This is a genomic window from Stenotrophomonas sp. YJH_SMC_131, assembly GCF_059367975.1.
Genome location: NZ_JCAFRJ010000009.1, coordinates 47,153 through 72,844, shown reverse-complemented (window position 1 = coordinate 72,844; position 25,692 = coordinate 47,153). Strand labels below are relative to the sequence as shown.

Genomic DNA, 25,692 nt, shown 5'->3' with positions numbered 1-25,692 from the left:
TCAGGGGGGAGTGGGGTGTACCGCGATGCCTGCGGCGCGGAAGCGTGCCGCCAATGCGGGCGGTGCGGTGGTGGTCAGCACCAGGTCGTCGATCTCGTCGAGGCTGGCAATCTGCCAGTTGCCGCGTGCACCCAGCTTTTCAGTCGTGGCGGCGACGATGACACGGCTGCTGCAGGCCACCATCGCGCGCTTCAGCGTGGCTTCTTCCGCATCCATTGCCCACACGCCGGTGTCGCCGTCCACCGCGCAGGGGCCGGGCAGGTACACATCGGCGCGCAGGCGCTGCACCTGGGCCAGTGCTTCGGCGCCGACCGCGCCGCCACCGCTGGCCAGGCGCCCGCCGATCAGCTGCACCGAGGTGCCTTCAAGCAGGCTGGCGGCCGTGGCGATCTGTGGCGCGTTGGTGATCACCGTCAAGCCGAGGGCGGCCGGCAACTGCTGGGCGATCGCCAGGTTGGTTGAACCGGCGTCGAGCAGTACGACCTGGCCGGGTTGCAGCAACGCGCAGACGCGGGCGGCCAGCTCGGCCTTGTCGCCGCGGTCGCGGGTCAGCCGCTCGCGCAGCGGGCGTTCCTTGGGCGGTGGCAGCACGGCGCCACCGTAGACGCGCTGGCACAGGCCCTGCGCGGCCAGCTCGCGCAGGTCGCGGCGGATCGAATCTTCGGACACGGCATAGCGGCGCGCCAGCTCGGCGGCAACCACGCGGCCCTGCTGGCGCAGTTCCTCCAGAATCTGCCGGGTGCGCTGGGCGGGGAGGGGGCTGGGATCGGAGCTCATGCTGCAAGTCTGCACGTTCGTGCATTAACGTGCAACAACGTGAATGCTGCGTTTGGGCGGGGCACAGGGCGGCTGGACTGCCGGTGAATCCGCCCGTGCCCACGTCTATGGATCGCCCTCGCGGCCCGGCATGATGGCGGGGCACCTGGCATGGAATCCCTGATGTCCCCCACCGTTCACCGCAAGCTGCGCATCGACGCGGACCAGTACACCGGCCAGAAAGTGGTCGACCAGCAGTTCCATGAGTGCGATTTTTCCGGTGCCGACCTGACCGCCACCGAGTTCATCAACTGCAGCTTCTACGATGCCGACAGCCGCAGCGGCTGCCGCTTCAATGGCGCCACATTGAAGGAGGCCAGCTTCCGCAGCTGCGACATCAGCATGTGCCACTTCAACTTCATCAAGGCGCTGGGCCTGGAGATCAGCGAGTGCCGCGCGCAGGGTGCGGATTTCAGCAACGCCAGCTTCATGAACCAGATCACCACGCGCAGCTGGTTCTGCAGCGCCTTCATCAAGAAGTCGAACCTGCGCTATGCCAATTTCTCGCGGGTCACGCTGGAGAAATGCGAACTGTGGGAGAACCGCTGGGACGGTGCAAACGTCAGCGGCGCCAGCTTTGCCGGCTCGGACCTGTCCGGTGGCCAGTTCGAGGGAATCGACTGGAACAGCGCCAACTTCACCGACTGCGACCTGACCAATTCCGATCTGGGCGAGCTGGACCTGCGCAGCACCAACCTGCGTGGCGCCACGCTGGATGTCCAGCAGGTGGCGCTGTTGATGCAGCGCATCGGCATCACGGTGGTGCCGTAGGCATCAGCCGGCGTACGCCACCCAGCCCTTGAAGCTGAAGCCCGCATAGAACAGCTCCACATCGTCGAAGCCGGCCTCCTGCAGCAGGGCGACCTCCTGTTCGGGGGCCAGCAGCGGCAGCCGCTCGGCAATGGCGTCGATCGCGCGCTGTGCATCGGCGTGGGCAACGCCGGAGGCTTCGGCGAACGCGGCGTAGCGCTGCAACCAGCGCAGCTTGCCGGCCGGATCCTGCGGCACGCTGTGGTGGGCCACCACCAGCGGCGCGCCGGGCTGCAGGCGCCTGTGCAGCTCCCGCAGCGTGTGCAGGCGCTGCGCGGCGTCGAGGAAGTGCAGGGTCAGCAGGCAGCTGGCACCATCGAAGCGCACGTCGGGGGCATCGTCGATGTAGCCTTCCAGCAACTGCACGCGCGACATCAGCGGGCCCAGTGTCTGTTCGGCCAGGGCCAGCATCGGTGCAGCCGGGTCCACGCCCAGCAGCTGCCAGCCCGGCTGCGCCTCGGCAAATGCCTTCAGCTCCAGCCCGCCACCGGCGCCCAGCACCAGCACGCGGCCCTGCGCAGGAACGTGTTCGGCCAGCAGCAGGCGACTCATCTGCTGCAACGCGAGGAAGCCCGGCACCTGGCGCAGCGGGCCCTCGGCATAGCGGGCAACGGCCTGCGGATCGGAGAACGAAGACATGCGTGCATTCCTGCAACAGGGACATACCACTGTACCGTGGCATGCAAGTGCCTTTGCCGCGGGTCGCTCCTGCCTGCGCTGACCGGCTTGCATCCAGCTCAGCGCAACGCCCGCGCCAGCACCTGCCAGATCCTCGGGTCCTGGCACTGCGAGACGTTGAAGCGCAGATAGTCGGCCGCGCGCTGCGACTGGCTGAACGCGTTGCCCGGCGCCAGCACGATGCCCTCGCGCAGGCATTGCCGCGCCAGTGCGGCGGCGTCGCGGCCGTCGGGCAGCTGGCACCACAGGAACAGGCCGGCTTCCGGCTGCAGCCATGGCGTGATGCCCAGCGCCTGCAGTTTCCGCAGTGTGTGCCGGCGTGCATCGGCCAGGCGCGAACGTATCGACTGCATGTGGCGGCGGTAACCGCTATCGGTCAGCGCGATGTGCATCAACTGCGCGGCCAGATGGCCGCCGCCAAAGCTGGTCGCCAGCTTCAGGTCGGTCAGTGCTTCTATCCAGTCGTGGCGCGCAGCGATGTAGCCGCAGCGCGACGCTGCCGACAGCGTCTTGGAGAAACTGCCGACGTGGATCACCCGTGACAGTCCATCGAGCGCGGCCAGCCGCGGTGCCGGCTGCAGTTCGAAGTCGGCGAAGATGTCGTCCTCGACGATGATCAACTCGCTGCGTTCGGCCAGGCCCAGCAGGCGGTGCGCGGTGTTGGCCGAAAGCACCGCGCCGGTCGGGTTGTGCAGGCCGGAATTGGTGATGTACAGCCGCGGCGAATGCGCCTGCAGGGCTTGCGCGAACGCCTCCAGGTCCGGGCCGCTGTGCGTGTACGGCACGCCGATGGCCTGCACCTGGTGCGCCTTGAGCAGCGCGTGGTAATTGAAGTAGCTCGGGTCATCGACCAGCACGCAGTCGCCGGGCTTGAGCAGGAAACGGCAGAGCAGATCGACCGCGTGCGTACCGGATTCGGTCAGCAGGATCTGCTCCATCGGTGCATCGATGCCAAGCGTGGCGCTGCGCCTTTGCAGCAGCTGGCGCAACGCGGGCAGCCCGAGCGGACCGGCGTAGTCCACCAGTTGCATGGCATCGGCACGCGCCAGCCGGCGCAGGCCGCGGCGCACGCCATCGTGATACAGCCAGTCACTGGGCATCCAGCCGCACCCTGGCTTGAGATCGCCCGCGGGCGTTTCCAGCGATTGCCGTGACACCCACAGCGGATCCACCGCGCGATCCAGCCGCGGCTCCATTTCAGCCAGCGCCAGCGGTGCGGCCGGGCCACTGACGTAGAAGCCCGAGCCTGCGCGCGCACTGATCAGGCCTTCGGCCGCCAGGCGCTCGTAGGCCTCGACCACGGTGGAGACTGAAACCCCCATGGTCGCCGCCTGCGCACGTACCGAAGGCAGGCGGGAGCCGGGGCCGTCCACCCGTGCACTGATGCGGGTGCGGACGGTCTGGATGACCGATTCGATGCGGGTGAGCGGGCGCGGCATGGTGGAACCGTAGTGGAAGTGTGGGCAGTACAGTTACTTGCGGCTGTACTGGATTGTAGCTGGGGTCGTTCCGCGCCGGATGCTTCCATACAGGTGCAGCCGGGCATCGTCCGGCACCTTCAGGAGTACAGGCGTGGAACGGTCGGCGAGTGGTTGGATCAATGGCTTCATCGGTGTGGTGATCTTCGCCGGCTCATTGCCGGCCACCCGCCTGGCGGTGCTGCAGCTGGATGCCGGGTTCGTCACCGCCGCACGCGCCACCATCGCCGCGGTGCTCGGTCTGGGGCTGCTGCTTCTGCTGCGCCAGCCATGGCCGCGGCGCGGCGACCTGCCGGGGCTGGTGGTGGTCAGCCTCGGCGTTGTGGTCGGCTTCCCGCTGCTGACCGCGCTCGCGCTGCGTCACGCGTCGTCGGCGCACACCATCGTGTTCCTTGGCCTGCTGCCGTTGAGTACAGCGGTGTTCGGCGTGCTGCGCGGTGGCGATCGGCCGCGCCCGGCGTTCTGGCTGTTCTCGTTGCTGGGCAGTGCCTGCGTGGTCGGCTATGCCGCGCGCAACGGAATCAAAGCCTCGTTGCAGGCCGACCTGCTGATGCTGGCGGCGATCGTGGTGTGCGGGCTGGGCTACGCGGAGGGTGGTCGGCTCGCCCGTCATCTGGGCGGCTGGCAGGTGATCAGCTGGGCACTGCTGCTGGCGTTGCCGGTGATGCTGCCGCTGACGGTGCTGATGCGCCCGGCCTCGTTCACCGCGGTCGGTGCCTCGGCGTGGTGGGCACTGGGCTACGTCGCAGTGTTCAGCATGCTGATCGGCTTCCTGTTCTGGTACCGCGGGCTGGCCCAGGGCGGCATCGCTGCCGTCGGCCAGCTGCAGCTGCTGCAGCCGTTCTTCGGCCTGGCCCTGGCCGCGCTGCTGCTGCACGAGTCGGTCAGCCTCAGCATGGTGCTGGTGACTCTGGTCGCGGTGATCTGCGTCGCCGGCGCGCGCCGCTTCAGCCGCTAGGAAAAAGGGGACGGAGGGGATTAAGTCGTTTCAGGCACAGCAGGACCAATTACGACTTAATCCCCTCCGTCCCCTTTTCCGGGGGGCTGCGGAAAAGGTGCGCAACGGCGTAGTCGATGAACACCCGCAAGCGTGCACTGGGATGGCGCCCGCCGGGCCACAGCAGCGAGAACTGCCCCTGGTGCGTGGGCAGTGTGGGCAGCACCTGTTGCAGGCGGCCATCAGCCAGCGCGTCAGCGGCGAGGAAGTCAGGCATCCAGGCCAGGCCCATGCATCCGATCGCAGCGGCCAGCACGGCTTCCATGTTGTTGCAGGTCATCGCCGTGGGAAGGCGCGCCCCGGCGTCGCCTTCGATGCCCGGCAGCTGCCACGGATGCAGCTTTCCCGTGGTGGGGTAACGGAAGCGCAGCGCGGTATGCATGCGCAGGTCGCCCACATCGCCGGGCGTTCCATGCATCTGCAGATAGCCCGGCGCCGCACAGAGGATGAAACGAAAACCCCCCAGTCGCCGTGCGGTCAGGCTGGAATCAGCCAGTTCGCCACTGCGTATCACCGCATCCAGGCCTTCGCTGACCACATCGACGATGCGGTCGTTGAAGTCCAGTTCCAGCTGCACCTGCGGATAGCGTTGCTGGAAGCCGGGCAGCACCGGCAGCAGGAAGCGGTAGCCGATGGTGGGCAGGCCGATGCGCAGCAGCCCGCTGGGGGCGTGCTGTCGCTGCGCCAGGTCCGCCTGTGCTTCGGAAAGCTCGTCCAGTGCACGCCGGCAGCGCTGCAGCAGCAGTTCGCCTTCGTCGGTGAGATGCACGCGGCGGGTGGTGCGCTGGAACAGGCGCGTGCCGAGTTCCTGTTCAAGCCGGGCGATGCGCTTGCCGACGGCCGAGGCTGACAGGCCGAGTACGCGGGCGGCACCGACAATGCTGCCGGCCTCCGCGGTGCGGACGAAGGCGAGCAGGGCGGAGATGGAGTCCATGCTTGGATGATTGCGGAACATCTCGCCGCAATCAACATCCACCGAGCCTGTTTTTCTGGAATAGCGGCCTGTCCATCATCAATGCCCCCTGATGGATGGAGGCCCGCATGGCCCCGGATTCGATGCTCCCTGTACCTGTCCGCGCGCAGCAGCGCTGGGCGCTGCTTGCGGTCTGCCTGGCCGCGCTGGCGTTGCCGTTGTCCTTCTCTGCCGGTGCAGTCGCGGTGCCGGCGCTGGCCCGTTCCGCGGCGGCTTCGCCCACCGCGCTGGCCTGGGTGACCAACGCCTTCATGCTCACCTTCGGCAGTCTGTTGCTCGCTGCGGGCGGCTTGGCCGATCGATATGGCCGTCGGCGGCTGTTCCTGCTGGGCACGGCGGGCTTCACCACCGCCACCGCCGCCGTCTGCCTTGCTCGCACGCTGCTATGGCTGGATCTGGCGCGCGGGTTGCAGGGCGTTGCCGCGGCGGCGGCGCTGGCATCCGGCACGGCGCTGCTGGCACAGGCTTGGCAGGGGCCGGCGCGTGCCCGTGTCTTCGCCCTGCTGGGCACCACGTTCGGCATGGGGCTGGCGCTGGGGCCCCTGCTCGCGGGCCTGCTGCTGCAGACATTGGGATGGCGCAGCGTGTTCGCCGCGGGCGGTGTGCTCACGTTGGTGGCCTTCGGCCTGGGGGCACGCGCGTTGCCTGAAAGTCATGGCGAGCGCCGACCACTGGATATCGGCGGCATGCTGAGTTTCAGCCTGACGCTGGCGGCGTTGACCCTGGCGCTGCTGTGGCTGGGCGAGTTCGGCCTGCATGCCGCGCGCGTGCGGCTGGCGCTGCTGGTGACGCTGCTGTTGGGCGGGGTGTTCGTCTTCATCGAACGGCGGCACCCCTCACCGTTGCTGGACCTCTCACTGTTCTCACAACCGGCGTTCCTCGGTGTCCAGCTGCTGCCGGTGGCGACCTGCTTCGGCTACGTGGTGCTGCTGGTCGTGTTACCTGTGCAACTGCTGGGCGTGCATGGCCAGAGCGCGACGCTGGTGGGACTGCAGATGCTGGCGCTGTCCGCGCCGATGCTGGTCCTGCCGATGCTGGCCGCGCGTTGGGCGGAGCGCGTGGGAAGTGCGCGGCTGTGCACGCTGGGTCTGCTGGTGTGTGCCGCCGGCCTGTACCTGTTGTCGCGGCAGGCTTCGCACCCGTCGCCCTTGCAGTGGGTGCCGCTGCTGATGCTGGTCGGCGCAGGCACGGCTTTGCCGTGGGGGCTGATGGATGGACTGTCGGTGAGCGTGGTACCGGTGCAACGTGCCGGCATGGCCGCAGGCATATTCGGAACCGTGCGGGTGGCCGGCGAAGGCATCGCGTTGGCCGCAGTCACTGCCTTGCTTGCGCTGCTGATCGGCCATCAGCTGCAGGGCGCGTCGCCGGCACCGCTGGTGCGTGCCGGTGCCTATCTGGCCACGGGGGCGCGGGAACAGGCGCAGGCACTGCTACCGACGATGAGCCGCATGCAGCTGCAGCACGCCAGTAGTGAGGCGCTGGCGACACTGCTGCGTGTACTGGCGCTGCTGACCGCCGCCTGTGCCGCCGTGTTGCGCCTGTTGCTGCGGAAACGCACAGGTGCCTTGGTCGGGGACATGGTGTAGCAGGCTCATCGCCGCCTCCGCCGTCATCCCGCTGTCGTGTCCCGCTCACGCCGCCTATGCCCACCCGGGCCTAGTGTTGATCGTCCCCGTCCCCCACGGAGACCCGCCATGTGGCTGCTCGACCATCTCTGGCCCAGCCGTCGACCCCTTCCTCCCCCGGTCGAGGACGCGCCACAGGCACCGTCACGCCGGCCCTGGCTGAAACGCCCGGCGCGGGCCGGGCGCAGCGGCATGGCGCCCTGGCAGAAGGTGGCCACGCCACCGCGGCGCACGCGCCACTAGCCGGTGCGGTCTGATGGGTGGTTTACCCCATCGCTGACCGGGATCACCCCCAGCGCGAACGGGTCGATGCCCTCCAGGCAGGCCACGTTGTAGCCGTACTGGTCGGGGTTGGAGCGGCGCCGGTGATGGGTGTAGATGCCGCACACCCCGCAGAAGTAGTGCTCGGCCACATGGGTGTTGAACTGGTACTTCTGCAGGTGATGCTGCCCGCGCACCACCTGCAGGCCCTGGCGGGGGACGCTGGCGGCGATGGCACCCCGGCGCCGGCACATCGAGCAGTCGCAGCGGCGCGGGTCGACGATGCCGTCCGGGAGGTCCAGCAACAGCTCGACCGTGCCGCAGTGGCAGGTGGCGCGGTGCTGGGGTTGGACCGGAACGCCGGCCACGGAAGTGATGCCCATCGTTGCTGCTGTGAGGTGAACCTGGCCGCATGGACCGCCGCAGACGGTGCGCCGCGGTCCCTGAACGGGCCGTAGATGCCACGGTGAACCCGCTTGTGGCTAACTATGCGGCTTCGGGACCGCGACAGGATGCCAGTGAGAGCCGCAGGACGTTGGATGACAGGAAGTGCCATGGCGCTGGCAGCGTTGTGGGTGACCGGGCTGCTGGCCTATCAGATGCCGGGGCCGGGCTGGCTGGCCAATGGCATTGCGGTGCTGTGGCTGCTGGTTGCGCTGTGGGCGTCGTGGCAGGTCGCGCGTGGCCGTGGCCATCGTCGCCTGGGCATGGCGTTCGGCGCGTCGCTGGCGCTAGCCGGCCTGTGGTGGCTGCTGCTCACCCCGCGCCAGGACCGCGTCTGGGCCGATGACGTGGCCCAGCGCCTGCACGTGGTGTCCTTCGACGGGCGCCACGTGGTGCTCGACAACGTGCGTGATTTCACCTGGCGCAGCGAGACCGACTACGACGCGCACTGGGTGCGCCGCGCGTACGACCTGGACCAACTCCGCTCGGCCGATCTGGTGCTGTCGTACTGGATGGGCCCGGCGATCGCCCACACCCTGATCTCGTTCGGTTTCGAGGATGGGCGCCACGTGGTGTTCTCGCTGGAGATCCGCAAGGAACGCGGCGAATCGTTCTCGGCGCTGGGCGGCTTCTTCCGCAAATTCGAGATGACCCTGGTGGCCGCGGAGGAGACCGACATCATCCGCACCCGCACCAACGCGCGTGGCGAGGATGTCTACCTGTACCGCCTGCACGGCATGGACCAGGCGCAGCTGAAGCAACTGTTCGCCGCGTACATCGCGCAGGCGCGCGAACTGGATGCGAAGCCGGGCTTCTACAACACGCTCACCAGCAACTGCACCACCATCGTCTTCGATCTGGCCCGCCACATCGCGCCGCGCCTGCCGCTGGACTACCGCCTGCTGCTGTCCGGCTACCTGGCCGAATACGCACAGGAGGTCGGCGCGCTCACGCCGGGCGTGCCTTATGCCGAACTGCATGACAAGGGCCGCATCACCCAGCGTGCGCTGGACCTGGGCAGCGGCGACCACTTCTCCACCGTGATCCGCCAGGGCGTGCCCGGCACCGAGCAGGACCCGCAGTAATGACCCGACTCTTCCTGATCCGCTGGCAGCGCGCGCTGCCGGTGTTGTTCGCCGCCTTCCTGCTGCTGGGCAGCAGCGGCTGCGCGATGGTGACTGTCAAGCAGGTGAAGTCCAGCGATTCGCTGGTGAACAAGCGCGCCGATGTGCTCAACACCGGCAAGCTCAGCCCGGCCGCGCGCGAGACGCTCAGCGCGGCGGGCCTGGATGAGTCGCAGTGCGAGAAGGACTTCCTGGTCTGCCGCAGCACGTTGTTGATGACCGATGACCTCAACGTCGAGCAGCGGCTGTCGGCGCTGTCCGAACTGTGGGTGAAGGCCGCACTGGCGCTGACGCCGAAGAAGACCGCCGCCGGCGATCCGCCGATGAGCGATGCGGCGCTGGATGCCTGGCTGGAAGCCGCGCGCTATGCCTATGCCTACCTGTTCTACAGCGGCCGCTCGCCGTCCGACCGCGCCTTCGAGGACCGGCAGACGCAGGTGCGCGACTACTACAACTACGCCGCCGAGAAGGCGGCGGTGGTGCTGTTCGTGCGCGCGCGTGCAGCGGCACTGGCCGGCGAGGACTATACGAAGCCGATCTCGGTCGGCAGCTGGTCGCTGGCCTCCAACTACCAGCAGTTGAACCTGAAGAGCATTCCGGCGCAGCTGGTGCCGGCCGGCACGGTCAGCTTCGTCGGCCTGCGCAGCACCTATCGCCGCGATGGCTTCGGTGCCGAGCTGGTGATGGTGATGGACCCGCCCAAGCTGGTCGCGCCGGTGATCGCGGGCGATGGGCCGAAGGCGGAAACAGCGGCGGATGATGCTGACGACGAGCGCCGTGGCCGCCGCCATCGGCATGACGATTCGGTGCCGGAATTCAGCGAGATGTCCTCGATCAACGTCACCGCGCTGCTGCGTTTCGAAGGCAGCAGCCTGGAAGACGTGATGCGCACGCGCCGGGTTGAACTGGACGCCTATTCGCCGGAGGCCACTGAACGCATCACCCTGCACGGCGAACAGGTGCCGCTGGCCGGCAATTTCACCGCTGCCTACGGCCTGTGGCTGGCGCAGAGTGGCTTCGCCCGGCAGTCACTGCGCACCCTGTTCGGCATGAGTGAGGGCATCGGCGAACCGCACATCTACCTGATGCAGCCGTGGGACCCGAACCGCCGCATCATCTTCATGCTGCACGGCCTGGCCAGCAGCCCGGAAGCCTGGGTGAACCTGGCCAACGAGATCATGGGCGACCCCGAGCTGCGCCAGCAGTTCCAGGTGTGGCAGGTCTACTACCCGACCAATGCACCGATCGCGCTGAACCGCTACGAGATCGCCAACGCGTTCAATGACACGCTCAAGCACTTCGACCCCAACGGCAGCACACGCGCATCGAAGGACATGGTCTATATCGGTCACAGCATGGGCGGCGTGCTCGCGCGGCTGCTGGTGAGCGACTCGGGTGATGTGCTGTGGGATGACCTGCTGGCCAACTATGACCTGAAGGGCGAGCGGCTGAAGCGGGTGCAGGCCAAGCTGGGGCCACTGCTGCATTTCAAGGCGCAGCCGAACGTGGAACGCGCGATCTTCATCGCCGCGCCGCACCAGGGCACGGATATCGCCGGCAACAAGGTCGGGCGGCTGATCGGGCGCCTGGTACGCCTGCCGCTGACCATTCTCGGCAAGTTCGAGGACGTGTTCATGGCGCTGGCACAGGCCGAGCAGCAGGTCGACGGCACCGCCAAGCCGAAGATTCCCAACAGCATCGACAACCTCAAGGCCAGCGATCCGTTCGTGAAGGCCGCCGCACAGCTGCCGATCGAAGCGGGCCTGAAGTACCACTCGATCATCGCCCAGCGCAAGCCGGAGCTGCCGGTGGAGAAGTCCGATGACGGGCTGGTGCCGTACTGGAGCGCGCATCTGCCGGGCGCGCTGTCGGAGAAGGTGATCATTTCCGGCCACAGCGTGCAGGAGACCCCGCAGGCCGTGCTGGAAGTGCGCCGCATCCTGCATCGGGATATCGATGACGTCGGGACCGGTACACGGTAATGCCGGCCTCTGGCCGTCGCCATCATCGGATTCCCGCGTGCGCGGAGGTTGCCGGCCAGCGGCCGGCACTACCGGAATCCGGCGGCGCTACACCCGCCGCGCGACCACTGCGGCCAGCACCGCCAGACCGAAGGTGATGGCCAGGCAAAGCAGGTAGCCGGTATGCGGCGCGCTTTCCACGAACATGGCGAACAACGCGCCGGACACGGCCAGCGCGGTGGTCACCGACAACGCCTCGCTCAGCTGCAGCGCCGAGGTATTGGCACCCTGCTCATGCGGTGCTGACAGCGACAGGGTCAGCACCGACAGGCTGGCGTAGATCATGCCCATGCCGAAGCCGGTCACGGCCCAGCCGACCAGCGCGACCGGCAGCGGCATCGGGTTGAACAGCACCGACAGCGTTGCGGCGATGCCGAACGTCATCATCACCGTGCCAACGCGCAGCAGCTGCTGGCGTGACCAGCCACGCTGCTGGTGGCCCTGCAGCCATGAACCGGCGAACCAGCCCAGCGCACCGAGGCTGAGCACGGCGCCTGCCCAGCTGGGCGAGAGCCCGCGTTCGCGCTGCAGCAGCAGGGGCAGATAGGCCTCGCAGGCGAAGAACGCCGCTGCAGCAATGCCGCGCAACGCGATCACGCTGGGCAGGCCGCGGCGCAGGATCAGGGTTCCGGCCGGCAGCAGCCGATGCACGCAGAACAGCAGCGCCAGCATCGCCACGCCGATGCAGAGCAGGGCAGCCATGCCCTGTTGCTGGCCGCCGACGTAGAGCAGTAGTGCGGCCAGTGAGGCGCCAGAGGCCCAGCGCACCACGTTGCTGCGTTCGCCATCGTTGCAGACCGCAACGGGAGGTTGCATGCGCGCCAGTGCCGGGCGCAGCAGCAGTGCGGCCGGTATCGCCAGCAGTGGCACTGCCAGGAATACCCAGCGCCAGCCCAGGTGCTGCACCATCAGGCCACTCAACGCCGGGCCGACCATCGAGGGCACCACCCAGCCTGCGGAGAACGCCGCGAACACCTTCGGCCGCAGGTGTTCGGGGTAGCTGCGGCCGACCATCACGTACAGCGAGACCGAAATCGCGCCCGCGCCCAGGCCCTGCATCAGGCGCCCGGCCACCAGCATGCCCATGCGCGTCGCAAAGCCGGCCAGCAGCAGGCCCAGCACGAAGCAGCCCAGGCCGTACCAGAGTGGCCGCGCGGGGCCGTGGCGATCGGCCCAGCGCCCGGCCAGGGTCATGCCGATCACACTGGTGGCCAGGGTGCCGCCAAAGGCCAGTGCGTACAGGCGCAGTCCATCGAGTGCTTCGGCCACGGTGGGCATCGCGGCCGCGACGGCCAGTGCTTCGAAGGCGTGCAGCGCGACCAGTGCGACCATGCCGATGGTCGTGGCGCGGTAGCGCGCGGACAGGATCGAGCTGTCAGCCGGCAGGTGGGTGTCGGCGGGAGAGAGGGTCGGGGTCATACGGGTCAGGTGCAGGCCGCGCTTGTCAACGGGCGGCGAAGGTAGCAGCATGCCACCTCAACTGTAGTTGAGGTCAAGCAATGGCATCCCAGGAACTCAGCGTTGGCGAGGTCTCCCAGCGCAGTGGCGTGGCCGTTTCCGCACTGCATTTCTACGAGCGCAAGGGGCTGATCAGCAGCCTGCGCACCTCGGGCAACCAACGTCGTTACAGCCGGGACGTGCTGCGCCGGTTGGCGGTGATCCGCGTGGCGCAGCGGGTGGGCATGCCGCTGGAAGCAGTCGGCCGTGCCTTCGAAAGCCTGCCTGACGGACGCGCACCGACCAAAGCGGATTGGGCCAGGCTGTCCGCGCGCTGGCGCACCGAGCTGGAAGAGCGCATCCACATGCTGCAGCTGCTGCGCGACGAACTGACCGGCTGCATCGGTTGTGGCTGCCTGTCGCTGCAGCACTGCCGCCTGGCCAATCCCGGCGACGTCCTCGGCGAGCGCGGCGACGGCCCGATGCGCTGGGAGTGAGCGACAAAAAGGGGACGGAGGGGATTATGTCGTTTGTGCACTTGCGACTTAATCCCCTCCGTCCCCTTTTTCTTACCAGACCGTGATGGTTTCGCCGCTCTGGATGCCTTCCACCGCGCGCTGGAAGGCCAGTGCCGCGCGCTGTGCGCTTACCGCCTCGAAGCCCGGGAAGTAGGGGCCGTAGGCGGCCATCGATTCGATCAGTACGTTCGGGCTGACCACGTTGATGCGCAGGCCGCGCGGCAGCAGCTCCAGTGCGGCTGCGCGCACGAAGCCTTCCAGTGCGGCATTCACCGAGGTGGCGTTGACGCCGTCGCGGATCGGTTGTGCGCTGACGATGCCGCTGGTCAGGGTGATCGAGCCGCCGCTGTTGAGATGATGCTGCGCGGCCAGTGCCAGCCTCACCTGGCCCAGCAGTTTGTCCTGCAGGCCGAGGTTGAACTGCGCCGGCGTCATCTGCTGCAGCGGGCCGAAGTGCAGCTTGCCGGCGGTGGAAATCACCGCATCGACCGGGCCGGTACGTGCGAACAGTTCGGCGACGCTGGCGTCATCGGTCAGGTCCACGCGCAGTTCGCCGCTGCTGCGGCCGGCGGCGAGAATCTGATGCTGTTGGCCGAGCTGGCGGGCGACTGCCTGGCCGAGGGTGCCGCTGGCACCAACGAGGAGGATCTTCATGGCCGTTCCTTGCGTAAGGGAGTGAGCGCAGTCTGCGCCCTCACAATGGGGTTAGGTAAGCGGCGTATGATTCGCAGATTCCTAACTAAGGATTAGTAATGGATACCCTTCGATGCATGCAGGCCTTCGTTGCCGTGGCCGAGCGTGGCAGCTTCGCCGGCGCCGCCGAACAGCTGCAGGTCTCGGCGGTGATGGTGGGCAAGTACATCCAGCAGCTGGAGGCGCATCTGGGTACCGCGCTGCTGCAACGGAACACCCGCCGCCAGCGCCTGACCGAAGCCGGCAGCGCCTATCTGGCCGGATGCCGGCAAGTGCTGGAGCAGGTGCAGCAGGCCGAGGCCGATGTGGCCGGTCTGCAGGTACAGCCGCGTGGCCTGCTGCGGGTCAGTGCGCCGACCACCTGGGGCAGCTGCGTGCTGGCGCCGCAGCTGGCCGGCCTGCTGCGCGCGCAGCCGCAGTTGAACATCGAACTGGATCTGAGCAACCGCCGTGTGGACCTGATCGAGGACGGCTTCGACGTGGCGATCCGGGTCGGGCCGTTGCCATCGCAGGAGGTGGTGGCGCGGCCGCTGCCGCCGTATGCGATGAGCCTGTGCGCGGCGCCGTCTTACCTGCGCAGGCGCGGCACGCCACGCACGCCGGCGGACCTGCAGGGGCATGATTGCCTGAGCCATCTTGCCTGGCGTGGTGGCCATGGCTGGCAGTTGGCCAACGGTGAACAGGTGGATTGGGAGGCGCGGCTGACCTGCAACGACGGGTTCGCGCTGCGCGAAGCCGCCGTGGCCGGGGCCGGGTTGGTGTTGCAGCCCACCGCGCTGTTGGCGGGGGAGATCGCAGCAGGGCGCCTGAAGCCGCTGCTGCGCGACTACCTGCCCGAACCGCGACCGATGCATCTGATCTACCTGCCGGATCGACGGCCGCGCCCGCGGCTGCAGTGCTTCGTGGATTTCGTCATGGCCACATTTGGGCAATGAGCATCCACGCCATGCGTGGATGATGGTAGGTGCCGACCGTTGGTCGGCACACATCGGGATCAATCATTCGCCGCAGACAATTCCTGCCCGCGCACCTGCGCAGCACGCAGCGCGTTGTCCACCAGCACTTCGAAACCTCCGGCCTGGAAGCTCTCGATCGCGGCCTGGGTGGTGCCGTTCGGCGAGGTCACACGGCGGCGAAGCTCGGCCGGGCTTTCGCCGGCTTCATCGAGCATGCGCGAGGCGCCCAGCAGGGTCTGCACCACCAGCGTGCGCGCGGCGTCGGCCGGCAGGCCCTGGGCAATGCCCGCCGCTTCCATCGCTTCGGCCAGCAGGAACACGTAGGCCGGCCCGCTGCCGGACACGGCAGTGACCGAATCCATCAGCGCCTCGCGCTCGATCCACACGGTACGGCCGGCACTGGCCAATACCTGTTCGGCCTGCGAGCGCTGCTGTGCATCCACCGACGGCGTGGCATACAGGCCGGTCACGCCGGCGCCGAGCAGGGCCGGCGTGTTGGGCATTGCACGCACCACCGGCAGGTTGCCACCCAGCCAGCGTTCCAGCTGCGCGCTGGTGATGCCGGCGGCGATCGACACCACCAGTGGCCGGCTTGCCTGGGCCAGTGCCTGCAGCGACTGGCAGACCTCGCGCAGCACCTGTGGCTTCACCGCCAGCAGCCAGGTGCGGCCCTGTGCGGCGGCATCGGCGGCATTGTCGTGCACCTGCACGCCGAAATCCGTGGCCAGCGACTCGCGCAGTGCTGCAACCGGTTCGGCCACGTGGATGTGTGCGGCGGGCACGCCCTGGCGGATCAGGCCGGCGATCAGGCTGCGCGCCATGTTGCCGCCGCCGATGAAGGTGATGGAATCAGCTGTCATGAAACTCTCCTTGCAAGATCAGGCCGGGCGAGGACGCGCGCCGAACAGGGCGGTGCCGATGCGCACCAAAGTGGCGCCCTCGGCGATGGCGTCGGCGTAGTCGCTGCTCATGCCCATCGACAGCGTGTCGACCTGCGCGTGCTGGGCGGCCAGCGACTGGAAAAGTGTGCGCATGCGCACGAACGCATCCCGACGGCGTTCCGCCTCGGGCCATGGCGCGGGAATCGCCATCAGGCCACGCAGGCGCAGGGTGGGCTCGGCGGCAATCGAAGCGGCCAGCACCTCGACATCCTCCGGCGCACAGCCGTGCTTGCTGGATTCATCGTCGATGTTGACCTGGATCAGCACATTCAGCGGACCACGCGCTGCCGGGCGATGGCGCGCCAGCGCCGTCACCAGCTTGGGCCGGTCCACGCTCTGCACCCAATCGAAGTGGGTGGCCACGGCCTCGGCCTTGTTCGACTGCAGGTGGCCGATCAGGTGCCACTCCAGCGCCAGGTGCTGCAGCGCCTGCATCTTGGCCAGCGCTTCCTGCACATAGTTCTCGCCGAAGGCCTGCTGGCCCTGCGCGGCCAGCGCAGCCACGGCCTCGGCCGGTTGGGTCTTGGAAACGGCCAGCAGGCGCGGATCGGGCCGGCCGGCCGCCTCGGCGGCGGCATGCAGGTTGCTCAGGATCTGGGGCAGGGGAGTGGCCACGTAACGCGTTCCGTTGAATCAGGAGGCTATACTGCCGCCCGGGGAAAGATCCTTCCAGTCGAAGCCGTTATTGGGGAGTAGCCGCTCATGGATATCGCCGAACTGCTGGCGTTTTCCGTAAAGAACAAAGCGTCCGACCTGCACCTGTCCGCAGGCCTGCCGCCGATGATCCGCGTGGACGGCGACGTTCGCCGGATCAACATCCCGGCCCTGGACCACAAGCAGGTCCATGCGCTGGTGTACGACATCATGTCCGACAAGCAGCGCCGCGATTACGAGGAATTCCTCGAAGTGGACTTCTCCTTCGAGATCCCGTCGCTGGCGCGCTTCCGTGTGAACGCGTTCAACCAGAACCGTGGCGCCGGTGCGGTGTTCCGTACCATTCCGTCCGAGGTGCTCACCCTCGAGGACCTGGCCTGCCCGCCGCTGTTCCGCGAGGTGATCCAGCAGCCGCAGGGCCTGATCCTGGTGACCGGCCCGACCGGTTCGGGCAAGTCGACCACGCTGGCGGCGATGATCGACTACATCAACAAGAACGAATACGGCCACATCCTCACCGTCGAGGATCCGATCGAATTCGTGCACACCTCGCAGAAGTGCCTGATCAACCAGCGCGAAGTGCACCGTGACACGCATGGCTTCAACGAAGCACTGCGCTCGGCACTGCGTGAGGACCCGGATATCATTCTGGTGGGCGAACTCCGCGACCTGGAAACCATCCGCCTGGCACTGACCGCCGCGGAAACCGGCCACCTGGTGTTCGGCACCCTGCACACCAGTTCGGCGGCCAAGACCATCGACCGTATCATCGACGTGTTCCCGGCGGGCGAAAAGCCGATGGTGCGTTCGATGCTGTCCGAGTCCCTGCGTGCGGTGATCTCGCAGGCACTGCTGAAGAAGGTCGGCGGCGGCCGTACCGCGGCGTGGGAAATCATGGTCGGCACCCCGGCCATCCGCAACCTGATCCGCGAGGACAAGGTGGCGCAGATGTACTCGGCCATCCAGACCGGCCAGCAGTACGGCATGATGACCCTGGACCAGCACCTGCAGGACCTGGTCAAGCGCAGCCTGATCACCCGCAACCAGGCCCGCGAGTACGCCAAGGACAAGCGCCTGTTCGAGTAAGGCGGGACAGCGACGGGCGGCGCGCGCAATGGCGCGGCCGCTCCGTGTTGTTTCCTCCACCGACCGTTACCTGGTAAACCGCTTTCCGGGAGCCCGCCGTGAACACCACCGCGACCACCATCGATTTCACTTCGTTCCTCAAGCTGATGGCGCACCAGCGCGCCTCGGACCTGTTCATCACTGCGGGTATGCCACCGGCGATGAAGGTCAACGGCAAGATCTCGCCGATCACCCAGACCCCGCTCACGCCGCAGCAGAGCCGCGACCTGGTCCTCAACGTGATGACCCCGGCACAGCGCGAGGAATTCGAAAAGACCCACGAATGCAACTTCGCCATCGGCCTGTCCGGTGTCGGCCGTTTCCGCGTGAGCTGCTTCTACCAGCGCAACCAGGTCGGCATGGTGCTGCGTCGCATCGAGACGCGCATTCCGACCGTGGAAGAGCTGAGCCTGCCGCCGATCATCAAGACGCTGGCGATGACCAAGCGCGGCATCATCCTGTTCGTCGGTGCCACCGGTACCGGTAAATCGACTTCGCTGGCGGCGATGATCGGTTACCGCAACCAGAACTCGACCGGGCACATCATCACCATCGAAGACCCGATCGAATTCGTGCACAAGCACGAGGGCTGCATCATCACCCAGCGCGAGGTCGGCATCGATACCGACAGCTGGGAAGCCGCGCTGAAGAACACCCTGCGCCAGGCGCCGGACGTGATCATGATCGGCGAGGTGCGTACCCGCGAAGGCATGGACCACGCCATCGCGTTCGCCGAAACCGGCCACCTGGTGCTGGCCACGCTGCATGCCAACAATGCCAACCAGGCGATGGACCGCATCGTCAACTTCTTCCCGGAAGACCGCCGCAACCAGCTGTTGATGGACCTGTCGCTGAACCTCAAGGGCGTGGTCGCGCAGCAGCTGGTGCCGTCGCCCGATGGCCGCTCGCGCAAGGTGGCGATGGAGATCCTGCTGGGCACGCCGCTGGTGCAGGACTACATCCGCGACGGCGAGATCCACAAGCTGAAGGAAGTGATGAAGGACTCGGTCCAGCTGGGCATGAAGACCTTCGACCAGAGCCTGTTCGAGCTCTACCAGGCCGGCGAGATCAGCTACGAGGACGCGCTGCGCTACGCCGATTCGCAGAACGAGGTGCGCCTGCGCATCAAGCTCAGCCAGGGCGGCGACGCGCGCACCCTGTCGCAGGGGCTGGATGGGGTGGAGATCTCCGAAATCCGTTGACCCGGCCGGCATCGGTCATGGCCGGATTGATGAATTCCAGTCATGACCGACTGCCGTCCAACCGGCTCAATCCATCGCCGCTGCAGGCGTATCGTCAGCACTCCCCCTCTGGAGTACGACGATGCAGACACGTGAACTCGGCCGCAGCGGCCTGAAGGTTTCCGCCCTGGGCCTGGGTTGCATGGGCCTGACCCATGCCTACGGCCAGCCGGTCGAACCGAGCCAGGGCATCGCCCTGCTGCACGCTGCCGTCGAGCGCGGCGTGACCTTCTTCGATACCGCCGAAGTGTACGGCCCGTACACCAACGAAGACCTGCTCGGCCAGGCCTTGGCGCCCTACCGCGACAGGCTGGTGATTGCCACCAAGTTCGGATTCAAGGGCGCGCGCACCGATGACGGCCTGGACAGCCGCCCCGAGAATATCCGTGCCGTTGCCGAAGCCAGCCTCAAGCGCCTGCGCACCGACCATATCGACCTGTTCTACCAGCACCGCGTCGACCCGAACGTGCCGATCGAGGATGTGGCTGGCACCGTGCGCGACCTGATCGCCGAAGGCAAGGTCGGCCACTTCGGACTGTCCGAGGCGAGCGCTGCCACCGTGCGTCGCGCGCATGCGGTGCAGCCGGTTGCCGCCGTGCAGAGTGAGTACTCGCTGTGGTGGCGCGAACCGGAGCGCGAGTTGTTGCCGACGCTGCAGGAGCTGGGCATCGGCTTCGTGCCATTCAGCCCGCTTGGCCGCGGCTTCCTCACCGGCACGATCAACGCCGACACCACCTTCGATGCCAACGATTTCCGCAACAGCGTTCCGCGTTTCGAAGTGGAGGCGCGCCGCGCCAACCAGGCGCTGGTGGATCGCATCAGTACGATTGCCGCAGCACGGGGCGCGACGCCGGCGCAGGTGGCGCTGGCCTGGCTGCTGGCACAGGCGCCGTGGATCGTGCCGATCCCAGGCACCACCAAGATCCATCGCCTGGAAGAAAACCTGGGCGCGGCCGACCTGCAGCTGGCACCGGAGGAGCTGCAACGCATCGCACAGGCGCTGGACGAAGTGTCGATCGTCGGCGAGCGCTACAACGCGCAGCGTGCTGCGCAGGCCAAGGGCTGATCACCAGCTGGGTGCGGACCGTTGGTGGTGGGTGCGGACCGTTGGTCCGCACGCCTCGACCCTCACCCCAGCGGCCCGCGCAGCGCATCAAGCACCGTGCGCATCGCCACGGTGATGTGGCGGCGCGACGGGTAGTACGCGTAGTAGCCATCGAAGTGCGGGCACCAGTCGTCCAGCACCGACTGCAGGCGGCCATCGTCCAGCATCGGCTGCACCTGGTCTTCCGGCAGCCAGGCCAGTCCGCTGCCGGCCAGCGCAGCGGCGCGGGTCATGCCCATGGTGTTGAACGTCCATTGCCCGCCAACGCGCACACTCAGTTCGTTGCCATCCTGGCCGAAATCCCACGGCATCAGTCCCCCATGCGTAGGCAGGCGCAGGGTCACGCAGTTGTGCTTGGCCAGGTCGTCCGGATGCTGCGGCACCACGTGCTGGCGGAAGTAGCTGGGTGCACCGACCACGCGCATGCGCAGCGGCGGGCTGATCGGCACCGCGACCATGTCGCGCGCCAGGCGCTCGCCGAGGCGGATGCCGATGTCGTAGCGTTCGGCCACGATGTCGGCCAGCCCGTAGTCGGCAGCCAGTTCTACCTTCAAATCCGGATACTGTTGCAGCAGCGGTGCCAGCCGCGGCCAGGCGATGTACTCGGCGGCATGGCCGGTGGCATTGATGCGGATGGTGCCGGCCGGGCGTTCGCGGTACTCGGCCAGTGCGGCCAGCCCGTCCTCGATCTCGGCCAGGCGTGGGCCCAGGGTGTCGAGCAGGCGGGCACCGGCTTCGGTGGTCGATACGCTGCGGGTGGTACGGGTCAGCAGGCGCACGCCCAGGCGCTGTTCCAGGCCGCGCATGGCATGGCTGAGCGCGGACTGGGACACGCCCAGCTGGGCGGCGGCCCGGGTGAAGCTGCCCTCGCGGGCAACGTGGACGAAGGCCTGCAGGTCGTTGAGGTTTTCGCGGGGCATGCTGGAATGATACGGCCGGGCTGCGCCCGGCACCTGCCGAAGCAACGTCAACGGCCACGTCAACTTCAAAAACTGGCTATCCGTGAGATGGCGGGGTGGGCCCGGTTGAGGGGGACGCCGTAAACCCATCCATGGGGGCTTGGTCGCGGCATCCATGCCGCTCACACCCCCTCAACCGGACCCACCCCGCCTTCGACAGTTGGCTGCGGCCTGTCGGGCGAGGCGGGGTCGGACGTTTGGGTGTGTCGATTTCTGCGTCTGTGGTTCGTCGAATGAATGACTTCAACGGGAGCTGCACATGAGCACTGACACCAAGCCGAAAGGCCTGGCCTCGTATTTCCCCTCCATCGAGAAGACCTACGGGCAGCCGGTGGCGCACTGGTTCGGGTTGCTGGCCGGGAAGAAGGGCCTGAAACACATGGAACTGGTCAGCTTCCTGAAGAGTGAACATGGCTTGGGCCATGGCCATGCCAACGCACTGGTGGCTCACCATCTGGCCGGCAAGGGCTGAGCAGCGCCGAGCCGGGGGCAGTGCGAGGCGCATTCAGCTGAACGATTTCATCTGCAACTGTCATGCAGATCGTGTCTAATACCGCTCCCCACCTGCTGTTCCCCCACCGCATGTCCCTTCCTTCCCATGGCCCCGCGCCGTGCGACGACGCTGACGGCCACCTGGTCACCGCCGGTCCGCTGACCCCGCCGCCCGACAGTGCTGGCACCACCGCCGACGAAAAAGCGCTGCGTCACTCGATCGCCGAGGACGTGCAGGGCATGGTGCTGGCCACGATGGTGGCCTCGCTGGGCTTGGCCATCTTCGCCAAGGGCGGGCTGATGATCGGCGGCATGGCGGGGATGGCCTTCCTGCTGCACTACGCGATGGGCTGGAACTTCGGCCTGGTGTTCGTGCTGGTCAACCTGCCGTTCTACTGGGTGGCGCTGCGGCGCATGGGCTGGGAATTCACCCTGAAGACCTTCGCTGCGGTCACCGCCTGTGGCGTGCTGACCGACCTGCTGCCGCGCTGGATCGACTTCTCGCACATCAACCCGCTGTATTCGGCGATCGTCGGTGGTGCCTTGTCCGGCCTCGGCATCCTGTTCTTCATCCGACACCGCGCCAGCCTTGGCGGCATCGGCATCCTGGCGGTATACCTGCAGCGCACCCGAGGCTGGAGCGCCGGCAAGGTGCAGATGTCCTACGACGCCTGCCTGATGGTAGCCGCGTTCTTCGTGCTGTCGCCATCGAAGGTGCTGTACTCGGCCATCGGCGCGGTGGTGCTCAGCCTGGTGCTGATGTTCAACCACCGCCCCGGCCGTTACATGGGCGTGTGACCGTTCAACGGGGTTGCCGGCCAGCGGCCGGCACTACCGGCATCCACGCGCGGAGATCCCTCAGCGGACGGCGGCCTGCAACCACGGCGGCGACAGCTTCAGCAGCCGCGCATGCACCGGGCAATCCTCGGCGTGCGCGCCGGGCAGGTAGCCCAGGCTCATCAGGAACTCGCCGGTGATCTCGCCACCGGTGAAGCGGAAGGTCTTCTTGAACAGCTTCACCCAGTCGGCCTTGCTGCGCGGATGATGCGCATCCAGCCACGCCGCGAAGCTGCCATGACTGGCCCGCAGCCGCTGGATCACCTGCGCGTTGTGGATGGCGGCCAGTACCTTCAGCCGGTTGCGGATGATGCCCGCGTCCGATAGCAGGCGCTCGATGTCCTGCTCGGCATAGGCCGCCACGCGGTCGACATCGAAGCCGTCATAGGCCGCGCGGAAGCCCTCGCGCTTTTTCAGGATCGTCTCCCAGCTCAGCCCGGCCTGGTTGATTTCCAGCACCAGCCGCTCGAACAGTTCGCCCTCGTCACGCTGCGGGAAGCCGTACTCGTTGGCGTGGTAGTAGTCGTGCACCGGATGGCCCGGGGCGATGAGGCAGTAGCCGCTCATGGGGAAGACTCGCTGGATTCGGGTTCGGGATCGATGGCCACTGCGGGGCGCCCACCAATGGACAGCATCGGCCAGCGCGGCGGTTCAAGAGTGAGTTTGCCATCACGCAGCGCCTGGTTGATCGCCTCGGCCTGGCCGCTGGCGGTGCCGAACAGCGAACCGGCCCGGCGCCAGTGGGTGTCCCTGCCACGTGCGTACAGCACGCAGTCCGGCCCACGGATGGTGTACAGCTCGCACAGCAGCACTTCGCCGGTACCATCGCCGTCGAGGTCGCGATGCACGATCAGACAGTCGCGCTCGCTCTGGGCGCAGGATTCGCCATCGATCGCGCGCGTGGCCAGTGCCTGCCACCAGTCGTCCGGTGGCGAGCTGGATCCCTTGGCCAGCTTCAGCGCGCGCTGCAGGGCGACGACGTCCTGCGGCCCCTTGTCGAGGCGCTGGCCGTCATCCCAGCGCGAGGTACGTGCCAGCGCGGCAGCGATCACCTGTGGCGCGTTGGCATCGGCGGTGATGGCTGGATCACGCTGCAGTTCGCGCAGCGCCCGCACACCGCGGTGGCCAAGATCGAAGCGCAGCACGTTGACGTCACTGCTGGTGATCGCGGGCGGGTCCGCACGCAGGCGCGCCAGCTGGCTGGACAGGGTCAGCCGCACCGGGTCCAGCAGCGGCGAGTTGCCCAGCAATGCCAGTGCCAGCACCGCCCAGCACATCCAGCGGTTGACCGGCTCCAGCATCTGCAACCAGCGGCGCTGCCGGCGCAGCACCGCCAGCGCGTAGCCCACGGCATAGCCGGCCACGGCCACTGCGACGAGTACCGCCCAGAACCGGTCCACGGTCCAGCCGTACTGCACCACGCGCAGCCCCAGTGCGTACAGCGCCAGTGCGGCGTAGACCGGCAGCGCCAGCAGGCTGGCTTCAACCAGACGGCGCAGCACGACGGGGTAGGGCGCGGTGTCGTCCCCCTGCTGGTAGACCGCATTGGTGAACGTCACCAGCAACAGCGACAGCACCAGCAGCAGGCTGGCGGCCGAGCGGGTCTTCCACAGCGGTTCCAGCCCGGTAAGCGGCAGGCTCAGCACGAACAATACGGCGATGAACGAGAGCAGCGGCAGCAGTCCGCGGCAGATCGCGAACAGCACCTGGCGGGTGATCTGGATCGCGCGGTGCTGGGTGCGCCCGATCAGCACGCCGAACCCGGCCAGGCTGCCGGTAGCCAGCGCAATGAAGGCATCCTGGCGGAACAGGTCGCGGAAGACGGTGACCTCCAGCAGCTGGAACAGCGCCGCCCACAGCCACAGCAGCAGCCAGGTCAGCCCGGTGAACAGTGCCGCCAGGGCGAGGGTCAAACCGTTCTGCCAGGCGCGCTCGAACAGCTCGGGGTAGCTGGCGCGCCAATGCCCGTGCTGCAGCTGGAACTGCCACCAGGGCAGCACCACGAACACCGCCACGGCCATGCCCAGGGTCAGTGGAAACTGCAGCGCGCTCGACTCCAGCGCGGTCTCGCCAGTGAGGTTCCAGCCGATCCAAGCGGCCAGCGCCAGCACCACCGCCGAGCCGAGCACGGCCTGCAGCCACAGGCGGCGCTGGCCCAGCTCGACCAGGCTCAGCGCCACCGCGCTGGGAATGGCCAGCACCCAGGCGTACCAGCAGTAGCGCCAGCCGATATCGCGGAACGGCCACGCATCGGACAGTTCCTGCGCGGCATACAGCATCAGACCCTGCAGCAGGGCAATCAGGACGATGGCGCTGCGTGCCGGCAGGGTCAGGGGCGATGAAGACTGCATCGATGACCTTCCATGGCAAAGCACCATCCTAGCCCATCGCGGTTCGCCGCCATTGCGCGACCATCCCGCCCCCAGCAGGTAGAATGGGACCATGCCTGTAACGCCGACCTCCCTCGCCGATCACCTCCTCGTCGCGCTGCCGTCGCTGCTCGACGCGACCTTTGCCCGCAGCGTCGCGCTGATCTGCCAGCACGACGAGAACGGGGCGATGGGCGTGCTGGTCAACCAGCCTTCCGAGTACACGCTGGGTGAAGTGCTTGCCCAGATGGACATCACCACCGGTGACGGCGACCTGCAGGCGCGCATGGTGCTCAACGGCGGCCCGGTGCATCCCGAGCGCGGCTTCGTCATCCATGACGACGCGCGCGCGTGGGATTCCAGCCTGATCGTGGGTGACGGCCTGTACCTGACCACTTCGCGCGACATCCTTGAAGCGATGGCGCGTGGCGAAGGCCCGGCCAATGCCGTGGTCACCCTCGGCTGTGCCGGTTGGGGCGCAGGGCAGCTGGAAAGCGAGCTGTCCGAGAACAGCTGGCTGACCGTGCCGGCCGATGCCGAGCTGGTGTTCCAGCTGCCGCTGGAGCAGCGCTGGCAGGGTGCGGCCTCGCGCATCGGCGTGGACCTGTTCCGGCTGACCGACTACAGCGGCCATGTCTGAGCCGGCCACGCCCGTACCGGCTCCTGCTGCCCCGGCGATCCGCCGTGACGGCACCGTTCTGGGTTTCGACGTCGGCTCGCGGCGGATCGGCGTGGCCATCGGCAGTGCCTTCGCTGCGCATGCGCGCGCGGTGGCGGTGGTCGATGTGCACGGCAATGGCCCGGACTGGACCGCGATCGAACGCCTGCTCAAGGAATGGAAGCCCGACGGCCTGGTGGTCGGCGACCCGCTGACCCTGGACGGCCAGGACCAACCCAACCGCAAGCGCGCACAGGGCTTCGCCCGCCAGCTGCGGGAACGTTTCAAGCTGCCGGTGGTGATGATCGACGAGCGTTCCAGCTCGGTCGAGGCCGCCCGCCGCTTCGCCGTCGAGCGCGCCGAAGGGCGCAAGCGCCGCCGTGATGCGGCCGCGCTCGATGCCGTGGCCGCGGCGGTGATCATCGACCGCTGGCTGTCGTCCCCCGACGACGCCACCCCCATTCCCTGACTGCCCGACAC

Annotated in this window: 25 protein-coding genes and 1 pseudogene; 14 read left to right on the top strand and 12 right to left on the bottom strand. The window is 67.6% G+C overall.

Annotation, left to right across the window (positions count from 1 at the left end):
• The gene (locus tag AC5P56_RS17420) at nt 1-777 is read right to left on the bottom strand and encodes a DeoR/GlpR family DNA-binding transcription regulator (protein WP_014646202.1); all 777 of its coding nucleotides are present in this window, start codon (nt 775-777) and stop codon (nt 1-3) included.
• A gap of 162 nt (nt 778-939) precedes the next feature.
• Between AC5P56_RS17420 and smqnr the strand changes: the two genes are divergently transcribed.
• On the top strand, nt 940-1,587 hold the full coding sequence (gene smqnr, locus AC5P56_RS17415; protein WP_134808564.1) for a SmQnr family pentapeptide repeat protein: 648 nt from the start codon (nt 940-942) through the stop codon (nt 1,585-1,587).
• 3 nt (nt 1,588-1,590) lie between these two features.
• On the opposite strand, the gene AC5P56_RS17410 is transcribed toward smqnr, so the two are convergent.
• On the bottom strand, nt 1,591-2,265 hold the full coding sequence (locus tag AC5P56_RS17410) for a class I SAM-dependent methyltransferase (RefSeq protein WP_495231830.1): 675 nt from the start codon (nt 2,263-2,265) through the stop codon (nt 1,591-1,593).
• A gap of 98 nt (nt 2,266-2,363) precedes the next feature.
• Nucleotides 2,364-3,743 carry an aminotransferase-like domain-containing protein gene (locus AC5P56_RS17405; protein WP_069117551.1) on the bottom strand — a complete coding sequence of 460 codons (1,380 nt, stop codon included), beginning with the start codon at nt 3,741-3,743 and terminating at the stop codon, nt 2,364-2,366.
• A gap of 133 nt (nt 3,744-3,876) precedes the next feature.
• Here AC5P56_RS17405 and AC5P56_RS17400 point away from each other — a divergent pair, with 133 nt between their 5' ends.
• Nucleotides 3,877-4,740, top strand: a complete 864-nt coding sequence (locus AC5P56_RS17400; RefSeq protein WP_134808566.1) for a DMT family transporter — start codon at nt 3,877-3,879, stop codon at nt 4,738-4,740.
• A 49-nt stretch (nt 4,741-4,789) separates the two neighbouring features.
• Here the strand turns inward: AC5P56_RS17400 and AC5P56_RS17395 are convergent, their stop codons facing one another.
• Nucleotides 4,790-5,713, bottom strand: coding sequence for a LysR family transcriptional regulator (locus AC5P56_RS17395; protein WP_049405071.1), 924 nt, complete (start codon nt 5,711-5,713; stop codon nt 4,790-4,792).
• Nucleotides 5,714-5,820: 107 nt separating this feature from the next.
• Between AC5P56_RS17395 and AC5P56_RS17390 the strand changes: the two genes are divergently transcribed.
• Nucleotides 5,821-7,338 carry an MFS transporter gene (locus tag AC5P56_RS17390; RefSeq protein ID WP_288494964.1) on the top strand — a complete coding sequence of 506 codons (1,518 nt, stop codon included), beginning with the start codon at nt 5,821-5,823 and terminating at the stop codon, nt 7,336-7,338.
• 278 nt (nt 7,339-7,616) lie between these two features.
• Here the strand turns inward: AC5P56_RS17390 and AC5P56_RS17385 are convergent, their stop codons facing one another.
• Nucleotides 7,617-8,021 carry a GFA family protein gene (locus AC5P56_RS17385; RefSeq protein ID WP_014646209.1) on the bottom strand — a complete coding sequence of 135 codons (405 nt, stop codon included), beginning with the start codon at nt 8,019-8,021 and terminating at the stop codon, nt 7,617-7,619.
• Between the two features lie 171 nt (nt 8,022-8,192).
• Here AC5P56_RS17385 and AC5P56_RS17380 point away from each other — a divergent pair, with 171 nt between their 5' ends.
• The gene (locus AC5P56_RS17380) at nt 8,193-9,167 is read left to right on the top strand and encodes an Lnb N-terminal periplasmic domain-containing protein (protein ID WP_014646210.1); all 975 of its coding nucleotides are present in this window, start codon (nt 8,193-8,195) and stop codon (nt 9,165-9,167) included.
• A complete protein-coding gene (locus tag AC5P56_RS17375; protein ID WP_134808570.1) occupies nt 9,167-11,188 on the top strand; it encodes an esterase/lipase family protein in 2,022 nt (673 codons plus the stop codon). The genes AC5P56_RS17380 and AC5P56_RS17375 overlap by 1 nt, the downstream gene beginning before the upstream one ends.
• An 87-nt stretch (nt 11,189-11,275) precedes the next feature.
• On the opposite strand, the gene AC5P56_RS17370 is transcribed toward AC5P56_RS17375, so the two are convergent.
• Nucleotides 11,276-12,697 (bottom strand): MFS transporter, encoded by a 1,422-nt coding sequence (locus AC5P56_RS17370; protein ID WP_197606074.1) that lies wholly within the window; start codon nt 12,695-12,697, stop codon nt 11,276-11,278.
• Nucleotides 12,698-12,726: 29 nt separating this feature from the next.
• On the opposite strand from AC5P56_RS17370, the gene soxR reads away from it, so the two are divergent.
• Nucleotides 12,727-13,161, top strand: a complete 435-nt coding sequence (gene soxR / locus AC5P56_RS17365; protein ID WP_021202603.1) for a redox-sensitive transcriptional activator SoxR — start codon at nt 12,727-12,729, stop codon at nt 13,159-13,161.
• 72 nt (nt 13,162-13,233) lie between these two features.
• Here the strand turns inward: soxR and AC5P56_RS17360 are convergent.
• A pseudogene (locus tag AC5P56_RS17360) lies at nt 13,234-13,863 on the bottom strand (short chain dehydrogenase); the annotation flags it as partial.
• A 71-nt stretch (nt 13,864-13,934) separates the two neighbouring features.
• Here AC5P56_RS17360 and AC5P56_RS17355 point away from each other — a divergent pair.
• The gene (locus AC5P56_RS17355; protein ID WP_014646215.1) at nt 13,935-14,810 is read left to right on the top strand and encodes a LysR family transcriptional regulator; all 876 of its coding nucleotides are present in this window, start codon (nt 13,935-13,937) and stop codon (nt 14,808-14,810) included.
• Nucleotides 14,811-14,869: 59 nt separating this feature from the next.
• Here the strand turns inward: AC5P56_RS17355 and proC are convergent, their stop codons facing one another.
• Both proC and AC5P56_RS17345 read right to left on the bottom strand, forming a co-directional pair.
• A complete protein-coding gene (gene proC / locus AC5P56_RS17350; protein WP_014646216.1) occupies nt 14,870-15,691 on the bottom strand; it encodes a pyrroline-5-carboxylate reductase in 822 nt (273 codons plus the stop codon).
• 18 nt (nt 15,692-15,709) lie between these two features.
• A complete protein-coding gene (locus AC5P56_RS17345; RefSeq protein ID WP_069117541.1) occupies nt 15,710-16,387 on the bottom strand; it encodes a YggS family pyridoxal phosphate-dependent enzyme in 678 nt (225 codons plus the stop codon).
• Between the two features lie 87 nt (nt 16,388-16,474).
• Here AC5P56_RS17345 and AC5P56_RS17340 point away from each other — a divergent pair, with 87 nt between their 5' ends.
• From AC5P56_RS17340 to AC5P56_RS17330, 3 genes are all read left to right on the top strand, one after another.
• Nucleotides 16,475-17,512, top strand: coding sequence for a type IV pilus twitching motility protein PilT (locus tag AC5P56_RS17340; RefSeq protein ID WP_004147099.1), 1,038 nt, complete (start codon nt 16,475-16,477; stop codon nt 17,510-17,512).
• A gap of 146 nt (nt 17,513-17,658) precedes the next feature.
• The gene (locus AC5P56_RS17335) at nt 17,659-18,753 is read left to right on the top strand and encodes a PilT/PilU family type 4a pilus ATPase (RefSeq protein WP_049411044.1); all 1,095 of its coding nucleotides are present in this window, start codon (nt 17,659-17,661) and stop codon (nt 18,751-18,753) included.
• A 121-nt stretch (nt 18,754-18,874) separates the two neighbouring features.
• Nucleotides 18,875-19,858 carry an aldo/keto reductase gene (locus AC5P56_RS17330; RefSeq protein WP_227864277.1) on the top strand — a complete coding sequence of 328 codons (984 nt, stop codon included), beginning with the start codon at nt 18,875-18,877 and terminating at the stop codon, nt 19,856-19,858.
• A gap of 62 nt (nt 19,859-19,920) precedes the next feature.
• Here AC5P56_RS17330 and AC5P56_RS17325 read toward each other — a convergent pair whose 3' ends face one another.
• Nucleotides 19,921-20,817, bottom strand: a complete 897-nt coding sequence (locus tag AC5P56_RS17325; RefSeq protein ID WP_134808575.1) for a LysR family transcriptional regulator — start codon at nt 20,815-20,817, stop codon at nt 19,921-19,923.
• 298 nt (nt 20,818-21,115) lie between these two features.
• Between AC5P56_RS17325 and AC5P56_RS17320 the strand changes: the two genes are divergently transcribed.
• Complete coding sequence (locus AC5P56_RS17320; RefSeq protein ID WP_495231829.1) at nt 21,116-21,328, top strand: DUF4287 domain-containing protein; 213 nt, start codon at nt 21,116-21,118, stop codon at nt 21,326-21,328.
• Nucleotides 21,329-21,438: 110 nt separating this feature from the next.
• Nucleotides 21,439-22,146, top strand: coding sequence for a YitT family protein (locus AC5P56_RS17315; protein ID WP_014036228.1), 708 nt, complete (start codon nt 21,439-21,441; stop codon nt 22,144-22,146).
• 60 nt (nt 22,147-22,206) lie between these two features.
• Here AC5P56_RS17315 and AC5P56_RS17310 read toward each other — a convergent pair whose 3' ends face one another.
• Together AC5P56_RS17310 and AC5P56_RS17305 are read right to left on the bottom strand one after the other, a co-directional pair.
• The gene (locus tag AC5P56_RS17310; RefSeq protein WP_134808574.1) at nt 22,207-22,752 is read right to left on the bottom strand and encodes a DNA-3-methyladenine glycosylase I; all 546 of its coding nucleotides are present in this window, start codon (nt 22,750-22,752) and stop codon (nt 22,207-22,209) included.
• Nucleotides 22,749-24,536 (bottom strand): DUF4153 domain-containing protein, encoded by a 1,788-nt coding sequence (locus tag AC5P56_RS17305; protein ID WP_164077237.1) that lies wholly within the window; start codon nt 24,534-24,536, stop codon nt 22,749-22,751. The genes AC5P56_RS17310 and AC5P56_RS17305 overlap by 4 nt, the downstream gene beginning before the upstream one ends.
• A gap of 91 nt (nt 24,537-24,627) precedes the next feature.
• Between AC5P56_RS17305 and AC5P56_RS17300 the strand changes: the two genes are divergently transcribed.
• Nucleotides 24,628-25,194 carry a YqgE/AlgH family protein gene (locus tag AC5P56_RS17300; protein ID WP_014646224.1) on the top strand — a complete coding sequence of 189 codons (567 nt, stop codon included), beginning with the start codon at nt 24,628-24,630 and terminating at the stop codon, nt 25,192-25,194.
• Entirely contained in the window at nt 25,187-25,681 is a 495-nt protein-coding gene (gene ruvX / locus AC5P56_RS17295; protein WP_049440988.1) for a Holliday junction resolvase RuvX, read from the top strand. The genes AC5P56_RS17300 and ruvX overlap by 8 nt, the downstream gene beginning before the upstream one ends.
• The last annotated feature ends 11 nt before the right edge of the window (nt 25,682-25,692 follow it).